Genomic DNA, 20,008 nt, shown 5'->3' on the forward strand with positions numbered 1-20,008 from the left:
TTAATTTATATCGTCCCACCATTTAAATCCATCGACTGACAACAATAATTGACTCTTAATTGGGCCATTTGTGCCAGCTCTATAATTAGGGAATGGGGCTTTATCATTGTCCCATACATTTTGTATTACATCCACATATTTCCATGTAGCTTTTAATTCTTCCCAATGCGTAAAGTTTGTTGCATCACCTTTTAAGCAGTCAAAAATTAAATTCTCATAAGCATCAACTGTGTTCATTTTATCTTGAGCACTCATCGAATAAGAAAGTTGAACAGGTTCTGTTTCAATACCTTGAACTTGTTTTTTAGCATTTAAGTGTAATGATAAACCTTCATTTGGTTGAATATTAATAACAAGTAAATTAGATTCAAGTTGTGAATCTCTTTGATAATATAAATTCATTGGGACTTCTTTAAATTCTACTACAACTTGTATTCCTTTTTTCTTCATACGTTTACCTGTTCTTATGAAGAATGGTACACCAGCCCATCTGAAATTATCAATTAATAATTTACCGGCTACAAATGTAGGGGTATTTGAATCATCGGCTACTTTATCTTCTTCGCGATAACTCTTAACTTGTTCTCCGTCTATTTGTCCTCTATCATATTGTCCACGAACAAAGTTTTGCTTAACTTCTGATTCGTCTAAAGGTCTAATAGAACGAAGGACTTTAACTTTTTCATTTCTAACATCTTCACTATTTAAACTGATAGGGGGTTCCATTGCTAGTAAAGCAACCATTTGTAACATATGGTTTTGGAACATATCTTTTAATGCACCACTGTCTTCATAATATCCACCGCGATCTTCAACACCGAGTATTTCAGATGAAGTAACTTGAATATTTGATATATATTTATTATTCCACAATGGTTCGAACATCGCATTAGCGAATCTTAAAACTTCTATGTTTTGAACCATATCTTTACCTAAGTAATGGTCGATTCTATATATTTCTTCTTCTTTGAATGAACGTCTTATTTGTTCATTTAAATCTTCAGCAGATGCTAAATCATTACCAAACGGTTTTTCAATGATAAGTCTTTTGAATCCATCTGTTTCTGTTAAACCTGAAGATTTTAGGAAATCTGTAACTGTTCCAAAGAATTGAGGTGCCATTGCTAAGTAAAACAAACGATTTCCTTGTAGTTCATATTTTGAATCTAGGTCATTCGCAAATTCTAAAAGCTCTTGATAACTTGTAGCATCATTAACATCATGGGACTGATAAAATACATGCTCCATAAATTCATCTAATTTGTTTGTGTCTTGAACATGCTTTTGAACAGAAGCTTTAATCTCTGATCTGAACTTTTCATTAGACCAATCTCTACGACCAACACCTATGATTGCAATATGCTCGTCTAGTTGATTTTGTTGATATAAATGAAAAATAGATGGGAAAAGTTTACGGTGACTTAAGTCGCCAGTCGCCCCAAATATTGTAATTAAACATGGTATATTTTTAGTTTCAGTTGCCAATTTGATTACCTCGATTCTCTGACTTTTTTATCTTTATGCAATATCATTTATTATAACATGATACTTCTTGATATTCTTCAATTTGAACTATCAAAATTATAATTGAAATATTACTATACATATTAGTATACTCGAAATTATTTTTTTATAAATATAAATTTAAAAGACGTGTTATAATAATGTCGTTAGGAGGAAGACGATGGAGATTACATTTTTAGGTACAAGTGCTGGTTTACCGACCAAAGAGAGAAATACGCAATCTATTGCCTTTAATTGCCTACCTGAAGAAAATAAAATATGGCTATTTGATGTTGGCGAAGCTACACAACATAGAATATTACATACAGGTATTAAGCTAGGTAAAGTGAGTCATATTTTTATTACACATTTACATGGAGATCATATATTTGGTCTGCCTGGACTATTAACAAGTCGATCTTTCCAAGGTGGAAAAGATAAACCTCTTACGATAGTAGGTCCTAAAGGAATATCTAAATTTATAAATACAGTATTAGAAATTTCTCAATCCCACTTAAATTATCAAATAACGATTAATGAATTTAATACTGATACAGATTTAAACGTCGATGGTTTTCACATAAAAGCTTTACCATTGAAACATGGCATTTTATCAGTCGGATATAGAATTACCGCTCCAGATATAGAAGGTAAGCTAGACGTTAATAAATTGAAAGAACTTGGTATGGAGCCTGGTCCGTTATATCAAGAGGTTAAAGCTAATGAAACCTTTATTTATAACAACCAAACTTATCAGTCTAAAGATTTTAAAGGGCCAAAGAAAAAAGGTAAAGTCATCACAATTTTTGGTGATACGATGCCATGTGAAAATGAATTGATTTTAGCGAAAGATGCAGATGTTATTGTTCATGAAACAACATATATAGAAGGTGATAAGAATCTAGCTAATGATTATTATCATAGCCACATAGATGACGTCTTATCTTTAATGACTGAAGCTAATGTAAAAAGAGCATTGTTCACACATTTATCAAATAGATATGAGATAGAAGAAATCGAAGAAATTGAAGAAGAAATTAACAAAATAACACACCATAAATTTAACTTTGTTAATGACTATGAAACATATCAAGTATAAGCTCTCACGCACATAAAGTAATTAAAAACGCCAATTCGTTAGTTAAGTTATGAACTAACGAATTGGCGTTTTTTAAAGAATTATCACTTTAAGATTTATCTTCGTCTGCTTCAGCTAATTCTATACTTCTTTTTACAGCCGCATTTAAACAATCAGTGAAAATTGCTTCTATATCGTGATTGCTTAAAGCATTTAATCCTGCTTGTGTCGTTCCACCTTTAGATGTAATGTTTTTACGCAATTGATCCATTTTTAAGTCAGAGCGTTCTATCATTTTACCAGTACCGATGATAAGTTCTTTTATAGATTCTTCTACTTGAGACTGTTCGATACCAAGCTTAGTTCCTGCGTTAACGTATTGTTCAAATACGTGATATAAAAATGCGGGGCCGCTACCAGTAATCGCTGTTACTTGGTGTAAATGATCTTCTTTTACTTCTAAAGCAGTTCCAAATGCTTCAATTAACGTTAAAACTTCTTGTTTAGAAGTAGGGCCGAAGTTTGAAGAGAAACTAATACCTGTTACTGAATGACCAACATGAGCATTCGTGTTCGGCATAATTCTAGCGATAGGATTATCATTTTGTAAATGTTCTTTAATATAGTTTATAGGTAACCCTGCCATGATAGAGATAAATTTGTTATCTGCATTAATATGAGGTCTAATACGCTCAGCTAATTTTAGAAAGTCATAAGGTTTAGTACTTAAGAAAACATAATCAGCATCTTTTAATAACTCAGCGTCATCATAACTGTAACTGACACCTAATGAATTATGATAGTCTTCTAAAGCTCCTTGATTTGATTTATTTGTTAAAAAAATATTCTCCGGCTCAATTGATTTACTGTTAACAATACCAGTAAAAATTGCGTTAGCCATGTTGCCTGAACCATAAAAAACAATTTTCATTATTAATCACTCACTTCCGTAGGATTTCATTTTCATTATAAAGTAATTAATTTTTATGTCAAAAATGATTCGGTATGTATTAATCAATTACTAGAAGGTGTGTTACCATTTATATTAATACATATAAAAAGGTGATAACTATGATAGGTAAACATTTTATTGTGACGGGTGCTACAGGTTCGTTAGGAGAAAGTCTAATTCATTATTTAAATTTATACGGCGCAAAAGCTACAATAATAGTTCGTAATAAAGAAAAAGCTCAAATTTTACAAAATAAATATAATAATATTGAAGATACAATCATATTAGATTTAAATAATTCAAATGAAATTATTAATATGGGTAGTTTAAATCATAAATACGATGGCATCATAAATAATGCCGGATTAGGTTATTTTAAATCTAATGATAATCATAGTTTTGAAGATATTATGGCTATATACAACACGAACTTGGTCAACCTAATTTTATTACAAAACATATTGTTGCCAAACATGAAAAGAGGGGCATCAATTGTAAATATTGCGTCTATTTCAGGAAAAGTAACAACGCCGTATGCAAGCCATTACGCCGCTTCTAAAGCAGGTTTAATAAACTTTTCAAACGCCTTAAGATTAGAAAGACCAGATTTACATGTCTTAACGGTAAATCCAGGTCCATTTAAATCGTCATTTCATTTAAAAGCTGATCCATCTGGTTCGTACAATGAATCTACTGAATTTCTACAATTGGATATTGATGTTTTAGCAAACCAAATTATTAAAGGTATGATTAATAAAACGATAGAAATAAATGAACCTAAGTGGATGGATATTGGACTTAGATTTTATCAGTTAGCGCCAAGAACAATAGAAAAAATATTTAAAAAAGTTTTTTTAAGTAAGATGTAATAGGTTTTTATAATGAAAACGCCCCATCCGAGAAGTAAAACTAACGGATGAGGCGTTTTATTTTAATAAGAGATATACGTTCATAAGCTAGATTATTAGTTTAAATGATTTGTATATTCTAAGTTCTTAACAATTGATCTTGCATGGTTAATTTGGTCTTCTGAAAGACTTTCATTGTAATGTTGCATATTTGTAATAAGTTGTTCTTTAGAGCTTGCACCTGTGATAATAGAACCTAATGCTTCGAATGATTTTAAATAGTTAAAAGTAACAGCTGATAGATTATCAAATTCTTCTGCTAACTTTGTAACTGTTTCTGTTAAATCATCTGCATTATATTCTAATAAACCATCTTTGAATTTATTTTCTAAAACTTTATTATATTTATCAGTCAATAAACCTTTAGAAACAGGCCCTCTAGCTAATATTTTAATATCTTTATCGTTGATTCTTTCTGTCAGAGCTTCTGGTCTATTATCTAGAAGGCTAAATTGCATCATAATTGTTTCGATATTACTATTTTCTAAATAATAATCAATGACGTTTGGTCGAATAGAAGAAATACCATATGCTCTTATTAACCCTTGTTCTTTTAACCTTTCAAACGCTTCAATAGTTTCATCTTTGTTATCTTCTATTGTACCGCCGTGTAACATATATAAATCCAACTGTTCTACGTCTAGGCGTTGCAATGTATCTTTAACGCCGTTCATTATATGCTCTTTAGAAGGGTCCCAATGATGTTCTTTTGTTTCTTTATCAAAATGATTACCTACTTTTGAGCCGATAACAATATCACTGTTATTTTGATATTTTTTCAGCAAACTACCAACTATTTTTTCATTTTCACCATAATCGTATAAATCTGCTGTATCAAAATAAGTTATTCCTTGGTTAATTGCTTCGTCAATAATTGTTTCAGCATGTTCAACATCTGTACCTAAACTCATACAACCTAAGCCAACTTCTGATATTTCTATACCACTTTTTAAAGTATTTTTTTGCATATTGAAGCTCCTTTCGCTACACTTTATATATTAAGTTTATCAGATTAATTATTTAAATGAAAAGAGGCACGCTCGAATGAAGTTAACAGAAGATACAATCAGTAAAGAATTAATTTACGAAGGTAAGATTTTTAAAGTAGAAAAGCATGAAATCAAATTACCTAATGGTGAAACGAGCTCAAGAGATGTTGTCTTACATAATGGAGCTGTAGCTGTGTTAGCTATAACACCTGAAAAAGAAGTATTAGTCGTAGAACAATTTAGAAAAGCAATGGAAAAAGTTTTAATAGAAATTCCAGCTGGTAAATTGGAGATAGGTGAAGAAAGAAAAAGTGCTGCATTGAGAGAATTAGAAGAAGAAACTGGTTATATTGCAGAAGACTTAGAATTAATAGGTGAAGTATACGGAAGCCCTGGATTCTGTAATGAGAAAATAAGCATCTATTTAGCTGATAATTTATCTGAAGGAAAAATGAAGTTAGATGAAGATGAATTTCTAGATATTAAAAAATATACAATTGAAGAAGTTAAAAATTTATTGTTATCTCAAAAAATTGAAGATGCAAAAACAATGATTGCGTTTCAATATTTATTATTAAATTATAATCATTCTAAATAATACAAAGTTTTCGCTTGCTTTTTTATAAAATTATTGGTAATTTAGTATACGAAATGTTTCTAATTGATAATGATTTTATTTAAGAAAGTAGGTGTCACCGTGGAAGAACGTATTCAACGTGTAAAAGAGCAATTACACAAAGCTTCCTATAAATTAACGCCACAACGAGAAGCGACTGTTAGAGTATTACTTGAGAATGAATCTGATCATTTAAGCGCAGAAGACGTTTATCTTAAAGTAAAAGATAAAGCGCCTGAAATAGGTTTAGCTACTGTTTACCGCACACTTGAATTATTAGCAGAATTAAAAGTAGTCGACAAAATTAATTTTGGGGACGGGGTAGCAAGATTTGATTTAAGGAAAGAAGGAGCGAAGCATTTCCATCATCACATGGTATGTATGGAATGTGGAGCAGTTGATGAAATTGAAGAAGATTTATTAGAAGATGTAGAAAAACGTGTAGAGAAAGAATTCGACTTTAAAATTTTAGATCATAGATTAACTTTTCATGGTATTTGCCATAGATGTAAAAAAGATTAATCTTTTAAGCTGACGTTACTAAAAGGTGTTTAACACAAATTTTAGTGATGTCTTTTTTTATGGTAAAATAAGTTCAACAATGAGGTGAATACATGGAGCAAATTATCAATGAATTTATAGATTTTATTAGATTAGAAAAAGGATTAAGCCAAAATACGATACAATCTTATAATCGTGATTTGTCACAGTATAATGAATATTTGAATGAACATAAAATTAGTCATATAGATAATATAGATCGTATCGTCATACAAAAATATTTCGCGGAATTAAAGAAAGATGGAAAGTCTTCTAAAACAATTGCGAGATTAGCTGCGACAATAAGAAGCTTCCATCAATTCGCAATTAGAGAAAAATACGCAGTAAAAGATCCAACGATATTAATAGAGACCCCAAAATATGAACAAAAATTGCCTGATGTGTTAAGTGAAGAAGAAGTGAATCAACTGTTAACATTTAGTCATATAACAAATGCTAGAGATGAGAGAGATAGGGTAATGTTAGAACTGCTCTATGGTACTGGGGTCAGAGTAACAGAATTAATAGAATTAAAAGTTGAAGATGTTAACCTTACAATGGGCTTTATACGTGTATTTGGTAAAGGAAATAAAGAAAGAATTGTTCCGCTTGGTAATCATTTAATGGAATTATTGCGTGTTTACATCCAAGAAGTAAGACCTAACCTTTTGAAAAAACAAGTTACAGATATTTTATTTTTAAATGCACGCGGAACTCAATTAACAAGACAAGGTTTTTGGAAAATACTTAAAAAAATTGGCCTAGAGAAAGGTATTACTAAAACTTTAACACCACATACATTACGCCACTCATTTGCTACACATTTATTAGAAAATGGTGCAGATTTAAGAGCGGTTCAAGAAATGTTGGGTCATTCAGACATATCTACTACGCAACTTTACACACACATTTCTAAAAAGCAAATACGAGACATGTATTTAAATTATCACCCAAGAGCTAAAAAGGAGAATGAAAATTGAGTAAACAAAATAAAAATAATGAATCTAATAAGTACATAACACTTATTATTTTAGTTGCCTTTATTCTTATATGGGGGAGCGTATACTGGTTATTTATCGTTTAGCATGTCGATTTTCATATGCTAAATTACGACTATTAATAACTTCTGTACGATCTCTTAATAAATGATAGTGTTTAATATAATCTGATATTTGCTCATCATAATTAAATGTAAAATCATCATATGCACTTTCTAGCGCTTGATAACAAGCAGAAGTTAGAGGCAATTGTATATTTTGATATGATTTGTTTTGTTGGATGCGCAATATTTGAGAATTAACAACCGATATATATTGTGTTTTTTCTATTCCTAAATGATCGAATTGGTCATTTAGTTCTGCTATTTGTAAAGATTTTTGGTAAGTTTTAAGTGCACCTTTAACATTTCCGCGGCGATAATGGTAACAAGCCGTTGAAAATAATATTAAACTTACGATTGGGTCATTTTTACTAAATTTATCTTGTTCTTTCCAGTGTTCTTCTAAAATATCGTGACACTCAAAATAATGTCTTAACACATGGAAATGATAATGAAATTCCATAATATTTGTTTCCATCATAAATCCCTCACAGCATAGAATCTTTATACGTAATCATGTTATAATAATTTTTAGGTTTATGCACGTAAAAGGAATAGAAAAGAGGAAGTCTTAAATGTATGAAGTAAAACTCGATGCCTTTGAAGGTCCTTTAGATTTATTACTTCATTTGATACAAAAATACGAAATAGATATTTATGATATTCCAATGAAGGAATTAACAGAGCAATATTTAAGTTATATCCATCAAATGAAAATATTAGAAATAAATGTAGCAAGTGAATATTTAGTAATGGCTTCAGAATTATTAATGATTAAAAGTAAATTATTATTACCAACACCTCCATCCGATATTGATGAATTAGAAGATGACCCTAGGGAAGATTTAGTAAGACAATTGATTGAATATCAAAACTATAAAGAATATGCGCAATTGTTAAATGAAAAGAAAAATGATAGAGAACAAATTTTTGTGAAGAAGCCAGCTGATTTATCGAAATTTGAAGCTGTTCATGATAAACGAGCGCCGTTAGATTTAAATATGACAGATTTAATCATTGCATATCAACGGACTAAAAAGAGACAACGTTTTAATCAGCCACAAAATGTTACAGTTAACGAAGATTCTTATACAATTGAAATGGCAACTTCTAAAATAAGAGAAGAACTTTCAAATAAGAAAAGTTATCATTTTTTCGAAGCGTTACCACCAGATTTATCAATACCGGTATTAGTCACAATGTTTTTAGCAGTATTAGAAATGATGAAATTAAGACAAATTGATGTTTTTCAACAACATCAATTTGGAGAAATAACAATAAATCGAGGCGTCAATTATGTCAGTGAGTAAATTAGGATTATTAGAAGGATTGTTATATTCTTTAGGTGATGAAGGAATTGAAGTTAATCAATTATGTGAGTTATTAGAAATTACACCGTCACAACTTAAAGATTTAGCAAGCGAATATGAGAGAGAAACATTACAAATTATTTTTTATGGTAACAAGTGTATATTAACAGCGAAGACAATTATGCATCCATATTTAGAGCAATTAATGTTGGATAATGTAAACACAAAATTATCACAAGCAGCTTTAGAAACACTTTCGATTATTGCTTATAATCAGCCTGTTACAAGAAGTGATATAGAAGTGATAAGAGGTGTGAATTCTGATGCTTCAGTAAAAACGTTAATCGCTAAAGGTGTAATAGAGTCAAAGCATAATGAACAATCAAGAAGCCAATTGTTATATACAACGGAATACTTTTTAAATGTTTTCGGTTTAACATCTTTAGATGATTTGCCTAAGACAACAAATGATGAAAATGAACAAGAAGAAATGGATTTATTCTTTAGTAGCATGAACGAATCAGAAAATGAGGAGCAATCATAATGAGCGAAGAATTAGAGAGATTACAAAAGGTTATTGCAAAAAGCGGTTATACTTCACGTAGAAAAGCTGAAAAGTTAATAGAAGAAGGTTTAGTGACAGTTAACCATGAACGTGTAACAGAACTTGGTACTAAAGTGAAAGAAACTGATCACATTGAAGTTGAGGGGATTCCTCTTGAAATGCCAGATAAGTTATATATATTATTCCATAAACCAACTAAAGTTATTACAAGCGTTTCTGATGATAAAGGGCGCGCTGTTGTAACAGATTATTTCAAAGATTTAAAAACACGAATTTTTCCTGTTGGAAGATTAGATTACGATACTTCAGGTTTATTAATTCTGACTAATGATGGGGAATTCACAAACTTAATGACTCATCCAAGATATAAAATAAAGAAAAAATATATAGCTAAACTTAAAGGATACCTTTTAAGAGAAGAGGTTAAACAGTTAGAAAAAGGCATTAAGTTAGAAGATGGTATGACTCAACCAGCATTAATAAAAGTTAAGAGTCAAGATAGAGACCGAAATGTTACACATGTAGAAATCACAATAACTGAAGGTAGAAATAGACAAGTTAGAAGAATGTTTAGTCATTTCGGACATGAAGTAACTAAATTATCTAGAGTAGAGTACGGTCCTTTAAATTTAAAAGGTTTAAATGCTGGACAGGGCAGAACCTTGACACCGCATGAGGTTAAAGTATTAAGACATCTAGCGCAAGATGGTAAATAAGCTGAAAACGTTCACAATTATGCCACTAAACTAGTATTTAGTCATGATATACTAAACAAAACACCATAACATATTATATGTATGGTTTTTTATTGTGTTAGGGAGGATTTTTAAATGAAAAGGAAACAAAAGAAAATACTGCAAATTGTTATTACAGCTCTAATATTAATAGCAATCGTTTTTACAGTATGGTCTAGTCTTTCAAAAGATAAAGATAAAGTGGCTCAAGTAGGTGATGATGCGCCGTTATTCGAGCTAGAAACAGTTGATGGTAAAAAAGTAAACCTTGAAGATTTTAAAGGTAAGGGAGTTTTAATAAACTTTTGGGGAACATGGTGTGAACCATGTAAACGTGAAATGCCTGAGCTAGAAAATCAATATAAAGAATATAAGGATAAAGGCGTAGAAGTAGTAGCTATTCACGTTAGAGACAATCCACAACAAATTAAACAATATTTAAGTTCATTAAAAGAAACACCAACATTTAATGTCGCTATGGATAACGATAATTTAGTTACTGATGCGTACGGTGTGAACCCACTTCCTACAACAATAACAGTTGATAAAGATGGTAAAGTGAAATCAAAACATACTGGTGAACTTTCGAAAAAACAAATCATTAAAGAGATGGAATCGGTCAAAGTGAAGTAGAGGGGGATTAAAGGTGAGTAACAGTAACAAGCAAATCGTTTGTGAGTGTGGGTTCAAAAATCCTGAAGGAACTCAGCTTTGTTTAAACTGTGGTCGATTAATTAACGACGACTACGATAAGAAAAAAACGACAGACGTTATGAGATACGATGGACAAGCCATAAGGTCTAAAACTAAAAACAGAACGTTATTGGATCGCGTTTGGAATTTCTTCGCGTCAATAAAAACAGGGGTCACATTACTAGTTATTACCGTGATTGCAGCATCAATAGGTACGATATTCCCACAAGAATATTTTATCCCAATGAACGTAAATCCCGAACAATATTATTATGAACATTATGGTTCACTAGGTTTACTATACTATAAATTAGGTTTTCATAATTTATACAGTTCATGGTGGTTTTTAATATTACTGGGCTTAGTTGCATTCTCTATCATAACTTCAAGTATAGATAGAGGCCTCCCATTACATAAATCATTAAAAAAACAACGAACTAAGAAGCATATCACTTTCTTTAAACGCCAAAGATTATACATGTCTACTAAAGATAAAGTTGATTTAGATGCATTAGGCAAATCTTTTAATGAAAAAAGATACAAAGTGAAAAGAGATGGCGATAATCTATTGCTCGAAAAAGGTCGTCTATCAAGATACGGGCCATACATTAACCATCTAGGATTAATCATATTATTATTCGGTGCAATGCTCCGCTTCTTACCTGGCTTTTATTTAGATGAGATGGTCTACATTAAAGAAGGTGAAACAAAACCTGTCCCAGGTACAGATAGAGAATATTATATGAAAAACAACGACTTTATCTATGAAGAATACGACCAAAAATCTCAATCAAATACAAATCCTGAATCTATTGATCCAAGTCTAAATAAAATAGCGAAAAATTATGAAACGAAAGCTACTTTATATAAAAACAGTAAACAGGATGTTATCGGCTCAGATGCAAACTTAAAAGAAGTTAAATCAGATTCTATCAAAGTAAACCATCCGTTGACTTACGATAATTTACAGTTTTATCAAAGTAGTTTTGATAATTCATTGCTTAAAGAAATGACGTTCAATTTAAAAACGAAAGATGGAAAAGAATTAGGTGAATCATTCACTGTTAATTTGGATAATCCTAAGAAAGAATATAAAGTAGGCAATGACTACACAGTTAAATTACGTAGTTATGCACCAGATTATGAAAAAATAGAAAATGGTGTACTAGCAACGAAAACACCAAATCCAAACAATCCTGCTTTTGTGTTTGAAGTAAATAAAAAAGGTGAGAAACCAGAATTTAGTTTCTTAAGAATTAAAGAGTCTCAAGATATTTCTGAGAATAATCAATATGAAGTAAAATTTGCTAATGCTACTAATCAATGGGCTACAGTATTAGCTGTTAAAAAAGACTTAACGCTTCCTATTCTCTTAACTGGTTTCATCATATTCTTAATTGGTTTAGCAGTTGGTTCGTATATTAACCATAGACGTGTATGGGTTAGCGCTAACGACGGTGAATTTAATATTGCCGGCCATACAAATAAGAACTATTATGGATTTAGTAAAGAAATCAATCAAGTTCTAGACAAACATAATATTCAACATATAGTTGATACAAAAGAAGATTCACATGAAAGCAAGGAGGCAAACAATGGATAAAGATTTAATATTAAATATAAGTAATATCAGTTTATATTCAGCATTTATTTTATATCTTGTTGCAGTTGTGCCATTTTCATTTTCAGTTCGTTCTTCAAAAAAGCGAGCTGAAAAGATTGGTGTAACGTTAACGATAGTAGGATTTGTGTTACAAATCATTTATTTTATAACGAGATGGATAGCAGCAGGACATGCCCCAGTAAGTAATATGTACGAATTCTTGACGATGTTTGGCATTATGATGGTAGGTGGCTTCTTAGTCATTTATTCTATTTATAAAACGCCTGTTCTTGCATTGTTCGTATTACCAATTGCAATGTTGCTTATTGCTTATGCAAGTATGTTCTCAAGAGACGTATCTCCATTAATACCAGCTTTACAATCAAGTTGGCTAGCTATACACGTTATTACGGTAACTATATCTTATGGTATTTTATCTATTAGCTGTGTAGCAGGATTAATATACTTATTAGCAGCAGTAAGTCCAAAAGAAAAATCTATACATAGTTTCTTTGTTGAAGTCATTATGTATTTCGTTGTTATTGTTATTGGATTTATTTTAACGACTGTTGTCATGAAAGATATCGCTGGTTATGATGACACTTATTTCTTTATTGATAAGAATGATAGTAATTCAGTGCAACATTATCATCTTCCCGCTTTTGTTACACAACAAGATAGTTTGCTAGTTGATCATGTATCCGGTAGTGATTATGAACCTAAAGAGCGTACAGATATATTAAAATGGTCTAAAATTGAACTACCTGCAGTTATTAATGCTCAAAAATTAAACACTGTAATATGGTCTATTGTTATAGGTACAATCCTTTATGGTATACTAAGATTGATTTTCAAAGGTCGAACTTTATTTAGCTTAATAAAACCATTAACCAAGCGCGTTAATTTATCGCTTATGGATGAAATAGGTTATCGTTCAGTTATAATCGGTTTCCCGTTATTTGCTTTAGGCGGTATATTATTTGCTAGTATTTGGGCACAGATGGCATGGAGTAGGTATTGGGGTTGGGACCCTAAAGAAGTATGGGCACTCATTACATTCTTGTATTATGCAATATTCCTACACTTAAGATTAGGTAAAGGCTGGGAAGGCAGAAAATCTGCTTGGCTAGCAGTTGGCGGCCTTGCTATCATTCTATTTAATGTAATCGCAGTTAACTTAATCGTAGCAGGATTACATTCTTACGCATAATATTGCTAGACTAGAAAGGAGTTTTGTAAGAATGACAGACCGTATTTTAGTTGTAGACGACGAAGATAGAATTCGTAAATTAGTAACAATGTACCTTGAAAGAGAAGGGTACGAAACAGATGAAGCAGAAAATGGTCAAGTCGCAATCGATAAAGCTTTAAACGAAGATTATGATTGTATTTTACTAGATTTAATGTTGCCAGAATTAGATGGTATTGAAGTATGTAAACGACTAAGAGAAACTAAATCTACACCTATTATTATGCTAACTGCTAAAGGTGAAGAAAATAATAGAGTCGAAGGTTTTGAGTCTGGAGCAGATGATTATATTGTAAAACCATTCTCGCCAAGAGAAGTAGTTTTACGAGTTAAAGCTTTATTAAGAAGAACAACTAATCATGCCGTAGTCAATCAATCAAATACTGCTAAAGACCTTATCGTATTCGAAAATCTAGTTATAGATAATGATGCTCATCGTGTATTAGCAGATCAAAAAGAAGTGAACTTAACACCTAAAGAATATGAATTATTATTATATTTAGCGAAATCACCTGATAAAGTATTCGATCGTGAGCAACTCCTTAAAGAAGTATGGCATTATGAATTTTACGGAGACCTACGTACTGTAGATACACACGTAAAAAGATTACGCGAAAAGCTAAATCGTGTATCTGAAGAAGCTGCTCAAATGATTCATACTGTATGGGGTGTTGGATATAAATTTGAGGCGCCTGAATAATGAGACGGCTGAATAGTGTCGTTGTAAAACTGTGGTTATCTATTATATTAATAGTAACGACAGTTTTACTTTTATTAAGTGGTTTTTTAATCACATTTATCCAATCTTACAACACCTCTAATATTGGTGAAAACTTATATAATAATGCAGCTAAAATTGAACGACTAATGCTAAATACACATGAAAAAGATTCCACGATTGATTATGCAAGAGAGCTTGTAGAAGACCCAGCAGGACTCATTATCATTAAAAACAAAAAAGATTTACAAGAAAAATCTGAAGATCCTTTAAAAGGGGTAATGATTAATGAAATAAGAAAAAACCCTTCATTCAACAAAGTATTTCGTAGCAATGAACATGTTTTAAAAGAGATTAAGCTAACTGTTAACGGTGAAGATCATCGTTATATCTTACTAGGTTATCCTTCTCAAGCATTTCAAAGTGATAATGCGGGTATATTTTTATTCCAAGACATCAATTCAATAAAAGAAACGCAAAAAGTGATTACGTTAAGTATATTGATAGCTGCTATCATATTATTGATCGTCAGCACAGTATTTGCATTCTTTCTTTCAACTCGAATTACTAAACCACTTATTCAACTTAAATATGCTGCTTTTAAAGTAGCGAAAGGTCATTACACAGAAAAAGTACCTATTTATACGAGAGATGAAATAGGTGAACTAGGTTTAGCATTTAATAAGATGAGTAAAGATATTAGAAAAAATATAGAAGATGTAAAGTCTAAAAACAATATTCAAGAAAAATTAATCAATTCAATGATTGATGGTGTCATTGGTATCAATGATAAAAATGAAGTTATTATTTCAAACTCAAAAGCGGACGTATTCTTAAATGAGTTAAAAGACTTTGAGAACAAAGATATGAGTGAACAAAGAAATGTTACTTTTAAAGAAAAGAACACTCAATTTTTCGAATATGAATTAGGACATAAATATTATGTCGTAATATCTACTTATATTGAAAGTATTCAAATTGATGGGTCATCAGGTATCGTCATTATCATTAGAGATATGACAGAAGAACATCATATGGATCAAATGAAGAAAGACTTTATAGCAAGTGTCTCACACGAATTAAGAACGCCTATATCTATGTTACAAGGCTATACTGAAGCAATAGTAGATGGTGTTGTAACAGAGAAAAAAGATGTAGATGATTTCTTGTATATTATTTTAGATGAATCGAAAAGATTAAGCCGCCTAGTCAATGAATTATTAGAAGTAGCTAAAATGGACGCAGAAGGTATTAAAGTTTCATTGACTGACTTTAACATCACGACATTAATTAATAAAATAGATACAAAATTCAAGCCTCAAGCTATTGAAAATAATTTAAAACTTTCAGTTAAGCATGTAGGTGATGGCAACACTTGGTATGGCGATGTTGATAGAATAGAACAAGTCTTAACAAACTTAATAGATAATGCTATTAGGTACACACACGAAGAAGATAGCATCGACGTTATATTTGATGATAGTCTAGAAGACTATGTACAAATCAAGGTTAAAGATACAGGTGTCGGCATTGCAAAAGAGCATTTAGAACAAATATTTGATCGTTTTTATAAAGTGGATACTTCTCGTACGAGAGGTAAATACGGAACTGGCCTTGGATTATTTATTGTTGAAAAAATAATAGATGCCCATGAAGGTAGTATAGATGTGCAAAGTAAAGAACAAATAGGGACAGAATTTACAATCACTTTACCAAAATAAAATATTTATGAGTTAATTTGATGAAAATCCCTTAGCAATGTGCTAAGATATAATCGTAAAATAAAATTAAATAAAAATTCATCTTCGGGGTTTGGTGTAATTCCATACCGGCGGTAATAGCCCGCGACCCAATGTGATTAATTTCATATTGGCTGACTTAGTGTAAATCTAAGGCCGACAGTAAAAGTCTGGATGGGAGAAGATGGAGGAATAATCTAGCACGCGCTAGGTTTATTTAGCTATTGCTTTTCCTCCTATTCTAACGAGATGAATGGGAGGAGTTATTATGTCTAACGATAACAAAACTAAGCGCTTACTAACGGTAAGTATGCTAATCGCAATTAGCTTTATTTTGATGTTTTTAAAATTTCCTTTACCATTTTTACCACCATATTTAACTATGGATTTTAGTGATGTTCCCGTTTTAGTGGCGACATTCACATTCGGTCCGGTTTCAGGAATTTTAGTTGCACTATTCAAAAATATTTTTAACTTTTTAATTGTATCTCATGAACCAATTGGAAATACAGCAAACTTTTTAGCTTCTGTATGTTTAATACTTCCAACTTACTATTTTTATAAGATGAAAAAGTCTAAATTATTCATGATGTACGGTTTGGCAATAGGTGTTATATTGATGACGATATTAATGAGCGTATTGAACTACTTCGTATTATTGCCACTATATGGCCAAATAATGAACCTTGCAGATTTAGCACACAATTTAAAAGCAATCGTATCAGCAGGTATTATACCTTTTAATATCATCAAAGGTGTCATCATAGCAATCATCTATATATTGATATTTGATAAATTGAAAACAATAACAAGATAGAAAACAAATAAGAAAAGCTGAGACAGAAATAAATGTTTCAGCTTTTTTACTAGTTGGATTAACCCTAATTCAAAAACATAAATAAAAGTTCCTAACCCATTAACGAAAACAGGTTAGGAACTTTATTTTGAGTAAGGATTTATTATCCTAAGTTCATTTATTTTTGAGAAAGACATTTAAGTCTTATACTCTTATATATATTATTCGAATTTAAGCGCATCTCCATCAAACGGTTCGTCTGCTATTTTAATTGAATCTGTAGGACAACCTTCGAAAGCGTCTTCCATATCTTCGAGTAATTCTTCTGGGACAGCTTCGATTCCTTTATTGTCGTCTAATATTACGTAGGCGATACCCTCATCATCATAATCGTATATATCAGGGGCAGCTGCACCACATGCACCGCAAGCAATACATGTATCCATATCTACTATAGTGTATTTAGCCAAAATTTTCGCCTCCTTTAAAAAACATGCTACACTTATTATACATAACTATTTTAGTGATTACATGTATATTTTTCAACATTTTTATATTAAATGAGGTGACTTAATTGCAAGAGATAATAATGAAAACACTCTCTATGAAACACGAACTCAAAACTAATAAAAGTATTTATAATATTCTTATCGGTAAAAAGTCTCATCAAACATATTTTGATGCTACAATCGAACATCTTAAACTCTATTATGGTTGTTTACCAAATTTAAAATATCATCACTTTGAATCGATTATAGAAAATGGATCATACTCACAATATAAGCCAATTAAAGCCAACACTTTTTATGAACAAGCTTATCAAACAATTCAAACGATTTTATTGGTTATACAAATGGTTAGTCATAAAAAGCATGACCATTCCTTCTATCAACCAATTATCAATGATAAATCTATTCAATTCAAGGCAAAAGAATTATACACATTTATTAAAAATGATAAATTCGATTTATTTATAAATGAAATTTACGAATTATTAGAAGAAATAGAAAATGAATTTAATACCGTATACGTACATTATTTATTGACAGGATTTGGTGAAACGCCCTACACAATAGAACAAATATCACTTCTTGAACATATTCCTGTACTAGAGTTAAAGTCACAATTAATACAAGAATTTCAATATATTCAAAAGTGTTTAGAAAATAGCGAGAAATATCCGATTTTATCGAAAATTAAATTTGAAGCTAGTTTAAATTATCAAACTTTAACAACTTTTCAATTATTAAATCAGACAACGAATATTGAAAGATTAGCAGAATTAAAAAACGTGAAGACTCATACAATACACGATCACATTATTGAAATGTATATTAAAGGTTATTTAATCGATAAATCTCTATACATAAATGACGAAACTTACGTCAATTTTATAGAAGTATTTGAAGAAAAGCCTAACCAAAATTTAAAATATTATTATGAGAAACTTGAAAATTTAAGTTACTTTGAAATTAAATTAATGTACGTTATTTATGCAATGGAGGAAATCTATGTTAAAAGATGAACTGAAAAAATATTTTGGATATGATGATTTTAGAAATGGTCAAGAAGAAACGATACAATATATTTTAGATGGACATGATGTATTAAGCATACTTTCTACAGGAGCAGGGAAAAGTTTATGCTATCAATTGCCTGCTTATATTACTGGAGGTAGTGTTCTTATCATTTCACCCCTTATTTCTTTGATGGATGATCAAGTAGCTCAAATGAAAATAAATGGCGAAAAAAAGGTTATCGCCATTCATTCAGCACTTTCTAAAGAAGAAAAAGACGAAGTATTTCGCAATTTAAACAAATATCAATTTATTTTCTGTAGTCCTGAATTTATATGTGAAAATCATAATTTTAATCATTTTAGAAATTTATCCTTGAAATATATTGTAATAGACGAAGCGCATTGCTTAAGTGAATGGGGATTCGATTTTAGACCTCACTATGCATTAATCTCAAAAGTTACAAATTATTTCAAAGATGCTCAAGTAATTGCATTAACGGCTACATTAACAGATAAGATGTTTAACGACATTGAAAAAATCACAAATAGAAAGTTCAAGTTACACAAAGAAAGTTTAAATCGTGAAAATATAATGTATCATCATTTTAATTTTTCGAGCGAAGACGATAAAGAGAATTGGTTGTTAAAAGAAATTAAAAAAACCGGTCCTACAATTATTTATGTTTCTTCAAAGAAAAAATGTCATGAGCTTGCTGAAAAAATTTATAAAGCAGGTTATCTAACAGGGATATATCATGGGGATTTGGATTATCAAGAAAGAACCACTGTACAATCACAATTTATTCATAATGATATTAAAATTATTGTCGCTACCAGCGCTTTTGGAATGGGGATTAACAAGCAAGATGTAAGAACGGTAATCCATTATCATTTATCAACTTCTCCTTCAAAATATGTACAAGAAGTGGGGAGAGCTGGACGAGATGGTAGACCATCTCAAGCAATCAGTTTATATACAGATAGAGATTTAATGATATTGAACCATTTAGCAAATGAAAATAGTTTAGATATTGATGTGCTTAATTTGTTTGAAGAAGGGTATCAAATAAATGAGGAACTTTCTAGAAATATTCAGTTCCTTTTAGAGTTATATCCTATGGAACAATTAAAGCAAAAAATATTAAAAGAACAGGAACAAAAATTTAATGCTTATCGTTACATATTAAATTATATAAGGCTAGAATCATGCCGAAGAATATATTTATTAAAGTATTTTGATGAATATGTGAAACAAGATAATCATTGTTGTGACAATTGTAAGAATGTTGAATTGCTAAATGAACCAAATAAAAAAGAAGTAAAACAGAAGACCACATTCAAAGAAAGATTAAATGCAATATTTTAATAGGATTGCTTTACTTGGTAAGTTGAACAGG

The 20,008-nt window shown here is 30.6% G+C and carries 21 protein-coding genes and 1 riboswitch; of the genes, 16 read left to right on the forward strand and 5 right to left on the reverse strand.

The window, feature by feature from the left end:
• A complete protein-coding gene (zwf, locus tag LQ688_RS02005) occupies positions 1-1,485 on the reverse strand; it encodes a glucose-6-phosphate dehydrogenase (RefSeq protein ID WP_064211256.1) in 1,485 nt (494 codons plus the stop codon).
• A 199-nt stretch (positions 1,486-1,684) separates the two neighbouring features.
• Here zwf and rnz point away from each other — a divergent pair, with 199 nt between their 5' ends.
• Positions 1,685-2,602 (forward strand): ribonuclease Z, encoded by a 918-nt coding sequence (rnz, locus tag LQ688_RS02010; RefSeq protein ID WP_016999130.1) that lies wholly within the window; start codon positions 1,685-1,687, stop codon positions 2,600-2,602.
• An 88-nt stretch (positions 2,603-2,690) separates the two neighbouring features.
• On the opposite strand, the gene proC is transcribed toward rnz, so the two are convergent.
• Complete coding sequence (proC, locus tag LQ688_RS02015) at positions 2,691-3,512, reverse strand: pyrroline-5-carboxylate reductase (RefSeq protein WP_016999132.1); 822 nt, start codon at positions 3,510-3,512, stop codon at positions 2,691-2,693.
• Between the two features lie 140 nt (positions 3,513-3,652).
• Here proC and LQ688_RS02020 point away from each other — a divergent pair, with 140 nt between their 5' ends.
• Complete coding sequence (locus LQ688_RS02020; RefSeq protein WP_016999133.1) at positions 3,653-4,402, forward strand: SDR family NAD(P)-dependent oxidoreductase; 750 nt, start codon at positions 3,653-3,655, stop codon at positions 4,400-4,402.
• A 95-nt stretch (positions 4,403-4,497) separates the two neighbouring features.
• Here LQ688_RS02020 and LQ688_RS02025 read toward each other — a convergent pair whose 3' ends face one another.
• Positions 4,498-5,409 (reverse strand): aldo/keto reductase, encoded by a 912-nt coding sequence (locus LQ688_RS02025; protein ID WP_239752577.1) that lies wholly within the window; start codon positions 5,407-5,409, stop codon positions 4,498-4,500.
• Between the two features lie 76 nt (positions 5,410-5,485).
• Between LQ688_RS02025 and LQ688_RS02030 the strand changes: the two genes are divergently transcribed.
• The 3 genes from LQ688_RS02030 to xerD all read left to right on the forward strand — a co-directional run bounded on the left by LQ688_RS02030 (position 5,486) and on the right by xerD (position 7,566).
• Positions 5,486-6,028 carry an NUDIX hydrolase gene (locus LQ688_RS02030; RefSeq protein WP_016999135.1) on the forward strand — a complete coding sequence of 181 codons (543 nt, stop codon included), beginning with the start codon at positions 5,486-5,488 and terminating at the stop codon, positions 6,026-6,028.
• 99 nt (positions 6,029-6,127) lie between these two features.
• Positions 6,128-6,568 (forward strand): ferric iron uptake transcriptional regulator, encoded by a 441-nt coding sequence (fur, locus tag LQ688_RS02035; protein ID WP_016999136.1) that lies wholly within the window; start codon positions 6,128-6,130, stop codon positions 6,566-6,568.
• Positions 6,569-6,660: 92 nt separating this feature from the next.
• Positions 6,661-7,566: a site-specific tyrosine recombinase XerD gene (gene xerD, locus LQ688_RS02040; RefSeq protein WP_239752578.1), complete on the forward strand. Its 906-nt coding sequence runs from the start codon at positions 6,661-6,663 to the stop codon at positions 7,564-7,566.
• A 93-nt stretch (positions 7,567-7,659) separates the two neighbouring features.
• Here the strand turns inward: xerD and LQ688_RS02045 are convergent, their stop codons facing one another.
• Entirely contained in the window at positions 7,660-8,166 is a 507-nt protein-coding gene (locus LQ688_RS02045; RefSeq protein WP_228064608.1) for a DUF309 domain-containing protein, read from the reverse strand.
• Between the two features lie 94 nt (positions 8,167-8,260).
• Here LQ688_RS02045 and LQ688_RS02050 point away from each other — a divergent pair, with 94 nt between their 5' ends.
• From LQ688_RS02050 to LQ688_RS02090, 9 genes are all read left to right on the forward strand, one after another.
• Positions 8,261-8,995 carry a segregation and condensation protein A gene (locus tag LQ688_RS02050; protein ID WP_016999140.1) on the forward strand — a complete coding sequence of 245 codons (735 nt, stop codon included), beginning with the start codon at positions 8,261-8,263 and terminating at the stop codon, positions 8,993-8,995.
• A complete protein-coding gene (gene scpB / locus LQ688_RS02055) occupies positions 8,982-9,539 on the forward strand; it encodes an SMC-Scp complex subunit ScpB (protein WP_016999141.1) in 558 nt (185 codons plus the stop codon). The genes LQ688_RS02050 and scpB overlap by 14 nt, the downstream gene beginning before the upstream one ends.
• The gene (locus LQ688_RS02060; protein WP_016999142.1) at positions 9,539-10,276 is read left to right on the forward strand and encodes a pseudouridine synthase; all 738 of its coding nucleotides are present in this window, start codon (positions 9,539-9,541) and stop codon (positions 10,274-10,276) included. The genes scpB and LQ688_RS02060 overlap by 1 nt, the downstream gene beginning before the upstream one ends.
• Positions 10,277-10,390: 114 nt before the next feature.
• A complete protein-coding gene (resA, locus tag LQ688_RS02065) occupies positions 10,391-10,927 on the forward strand; it encodes a thiol-disulfide oxidoreductase ResA (RefSeq protein ID WP_016999143.1) in 537 nt (178 codons plus the stop codon).
• Between the two features lie 13 nt (positions 10,928-10,940).
• Positions 10,941-12,590 (forward strand): cytochrome c biogenesis protein ResB, encoded by a 1,650-nt coding sequence (gene resB / locus LQ688_RS02070; RefSeq protein ID WP_016999144.1) that lies wholly within the window; start codon positions 10,941-10,943, stop codon positions 12,588-12,590.
• On the forward strand, positions 12,583-13,800 hold the full coding sequence (gene ccsB / locus LQ688_RS02075) for a c-type cytochrome biogenesis protein CcsB (protein ID WP_016999145.1): 1,218 nt from the start codon (positions 12,583-12,585) through the stop codon (positions 13,798-13,800). The genes resB and ccsB overlap by 8 nt, the downstream gene beginning before the upstream one ends.
• Positions 13,801-13,831: 31 nt before the next feature.
• A complete protein-coding gene (locus tag LQ688_RS02080) occupies positions 13,832-14,539 on the forward strand; it encodes a response regulator transcription factor (RefSeq protein WP_016999146.1) in 708 nt (235 codons plus the stop codon).
• Positions 14,539-16,278: an ATP-binding protein gene (locus LQ688_RS02085; protein ID WP_239752579.1), complete on the forward strand. Its 1,740-nt coding sequence runs from the start codon at positions 14,539-14,541 to the stop codon at positions 16,276-16,278. Before LQ688_RS02080 ends, LQ688_RS02085 begins: the two co-directional genes overlap by 1 nt.
• 76 nt (positions 16,279-16,354) lie before the next feature.
• A riboswitch (FMN riboswitch) is annotated at positions 16,355-16,486 on the forward strand.
• A 78-nt stretch (positions 16,487-16,564) separates the two neighbouring features.
• Positions 16,565-17,113: an ECF transporter S component gene (locus LQ688_RS02090; protein ID WP_016999148.1), complete on the forward strand. Its 549-nt coding sequence runs from the start codon at positions 16,565-16,567 to the stop codon at positions 17,111-17,113.
• Positions 17,114-17,313: 200 nt separating this feature from the next.
• Here LQ688_RS02090 and LQ688_RS02095 read toward each other — a convergent pair whose 3' ends face one another.
• Positions 17,314-17,562 (reverse strand): ferredoxin, encoded by a 249-nt coding sequence (locus tag LQ688_RS02095; protein WP_016999149.1) that lies wholly within the window; start codon positions 17,560-17,562, stop codon positions 17,314-17,316.
• 104 nt (positions 17,563-17,666) lie between these two features.
• Here LQ688_RS02095 and LQ688_RS02100 point away from each other — a divergent pair, with 104 nt between their 5' ends.
• Both LQ688_RS02100 and LQ688_RS02105 read left to right on the forward strand, forming a co-directional pair.
• The gene (locus LQ688_RS02100) at positions 17,667-18,617 is read left to right on the forward strand and encodes a helix-turn-helix domain-containing protein (RefSeq protein WP_239706307.1); all 951 of its coding nucleotides are present in this window, start codon (positions 17,667-17,669) and stop codon (positions 18,615-18,617) included.
• Complete coding sequence (locus LQ688_RS02105) at positions 18,604-19,977, forward strand: RecQ family ATP-dependent DNA helicase (protein ID WP_239752580.1); 1,374 nt, start codon at positions 18,604-18,606, stop codon at positions 19,975-19,977. The genes LQ688_RS02100 and LQ688_RS02105 overlap by 14 nt, the downstream gene beginning before the upstream one ends.
• Positions 19,978-20,008 lie beyond the last annotated feature (31 nt).

The sequence above is a fragment of the Mammaliicoccus sp. J-M40 genome, assembly GCF_022386395.1.
GTDB classification, from domain to species: Bacteria; Bacillota; Bacilli; order Staphylococcales; family Staphylococcaceae; genus Mammaliicoccus; species Mammaliicoccus lentus.

Bases quoted from the DNA above. Each gene is read 5' to 3' on its own strand.
- rnz (WP_016999130.1), top strand. From the start codon at position 1,685: ATGGAGATTACATTTTTAGGTACAAGTGCTGGTTTACCGACCAAAGAG.
- proC (WP_016999132.1), bottom strand. From the start codon at position 3,512: ATGAAAATTGTTTTTTATGGTTCAGGCAACATGGCTAACGCAATTTTT.
- LQ688_RS02020 (WP_016999133.1), top strand. From the start codon at position 3,653: ATGATAGGTAAACATTTTATTGTGACGGGTGCTACAGGTTCGTTAGGA.
- LQ688_RS02025 (WP_239752577.1), bottom strand. From the start codon at position 5,409: ATGCAAAAAAATACTTTAAAAAGTGGTATAGAAATATCAGAAGTTGGC.
- LQ688_RS02030 (WP_016999135.1), top strand. From the start codon at position 5,486: ATGAAGTTAACAGAAGATACAATCAGTAAAGAATTAATTTACGAAGGT.
- xerD (WP_239752578.1), top strand. From the start codon at position 6,661: ATGGAGCAAATTATCAATGAATTTATAGATTTTATTAGATTAGAAAAA.
- LQ688_RS02045 (WP_228064608.1), bottom strand. From the start codon at position 8,166: ATGATGGAAACAAATATTATGGAATTTCATTATCATTTCCATGTGTTA.
- LQ688_RS02050 (WP_016999140.1), top strand. From the start codon at position 8,261: ATGTATGAAGTAAAACTCGATGCCTTTGAAGGTCCTTTAGATTTATTA.
- scpB (WP_016999141.1), top strand. From the start codon at position 8,982: ATGTCAGTGAGTAAATTAGGATTATTAGAAGGATTGTTATATTCTTTA.
- LQ688_RS02060 (WP_016999142.1), top strand. From the start codon at position 9,539: ATGAGCGAAGAATTAGAGAGATTACAAAAGGTTATTGCAAAAAGCGGT.
- resA (WP_016999143.1), top strand. From the start codon at position 10,391: ATGAAAAGGAAACAAAAGAAAATACTGCAAATTGTTATTACAGCTCTA.
- ccsB (WP_016999145.1), top strand. From the start codon at position 12,583: ATGGATAAAGATTTAATATTAAATATAAGTAATATCAGTTTATATTCA.
- LQ688_RS02080 (WP_016999146.1), top strand. From the start codon at position 13,832: ATGACAGACCGTATTTTAGTTGTAGACGACGAAGATAGAATTCGTAAA.
- LQ688_RS02085 (WP_239752579.1), top strand. From the start codon at position 14,539: ATGAGACGGCTGAATAGTGTCGTTGTAAAACTGTGGTTATCTATTATA.
- LQ688_RS02090 (WP_016999148.1), top strand. From the start codon at position 16,565: ATGTCTAACGATAACAAAACTAAGCGCTTACTAACGGTAAGTATGCTA.
- LQ688_RS02105 (WP_239752580.1), top strand. From the start codon at position 18,604: ATGTTAAAAGATGAACTGAAAAAATATTTTGGATATGATGATTTTAGA.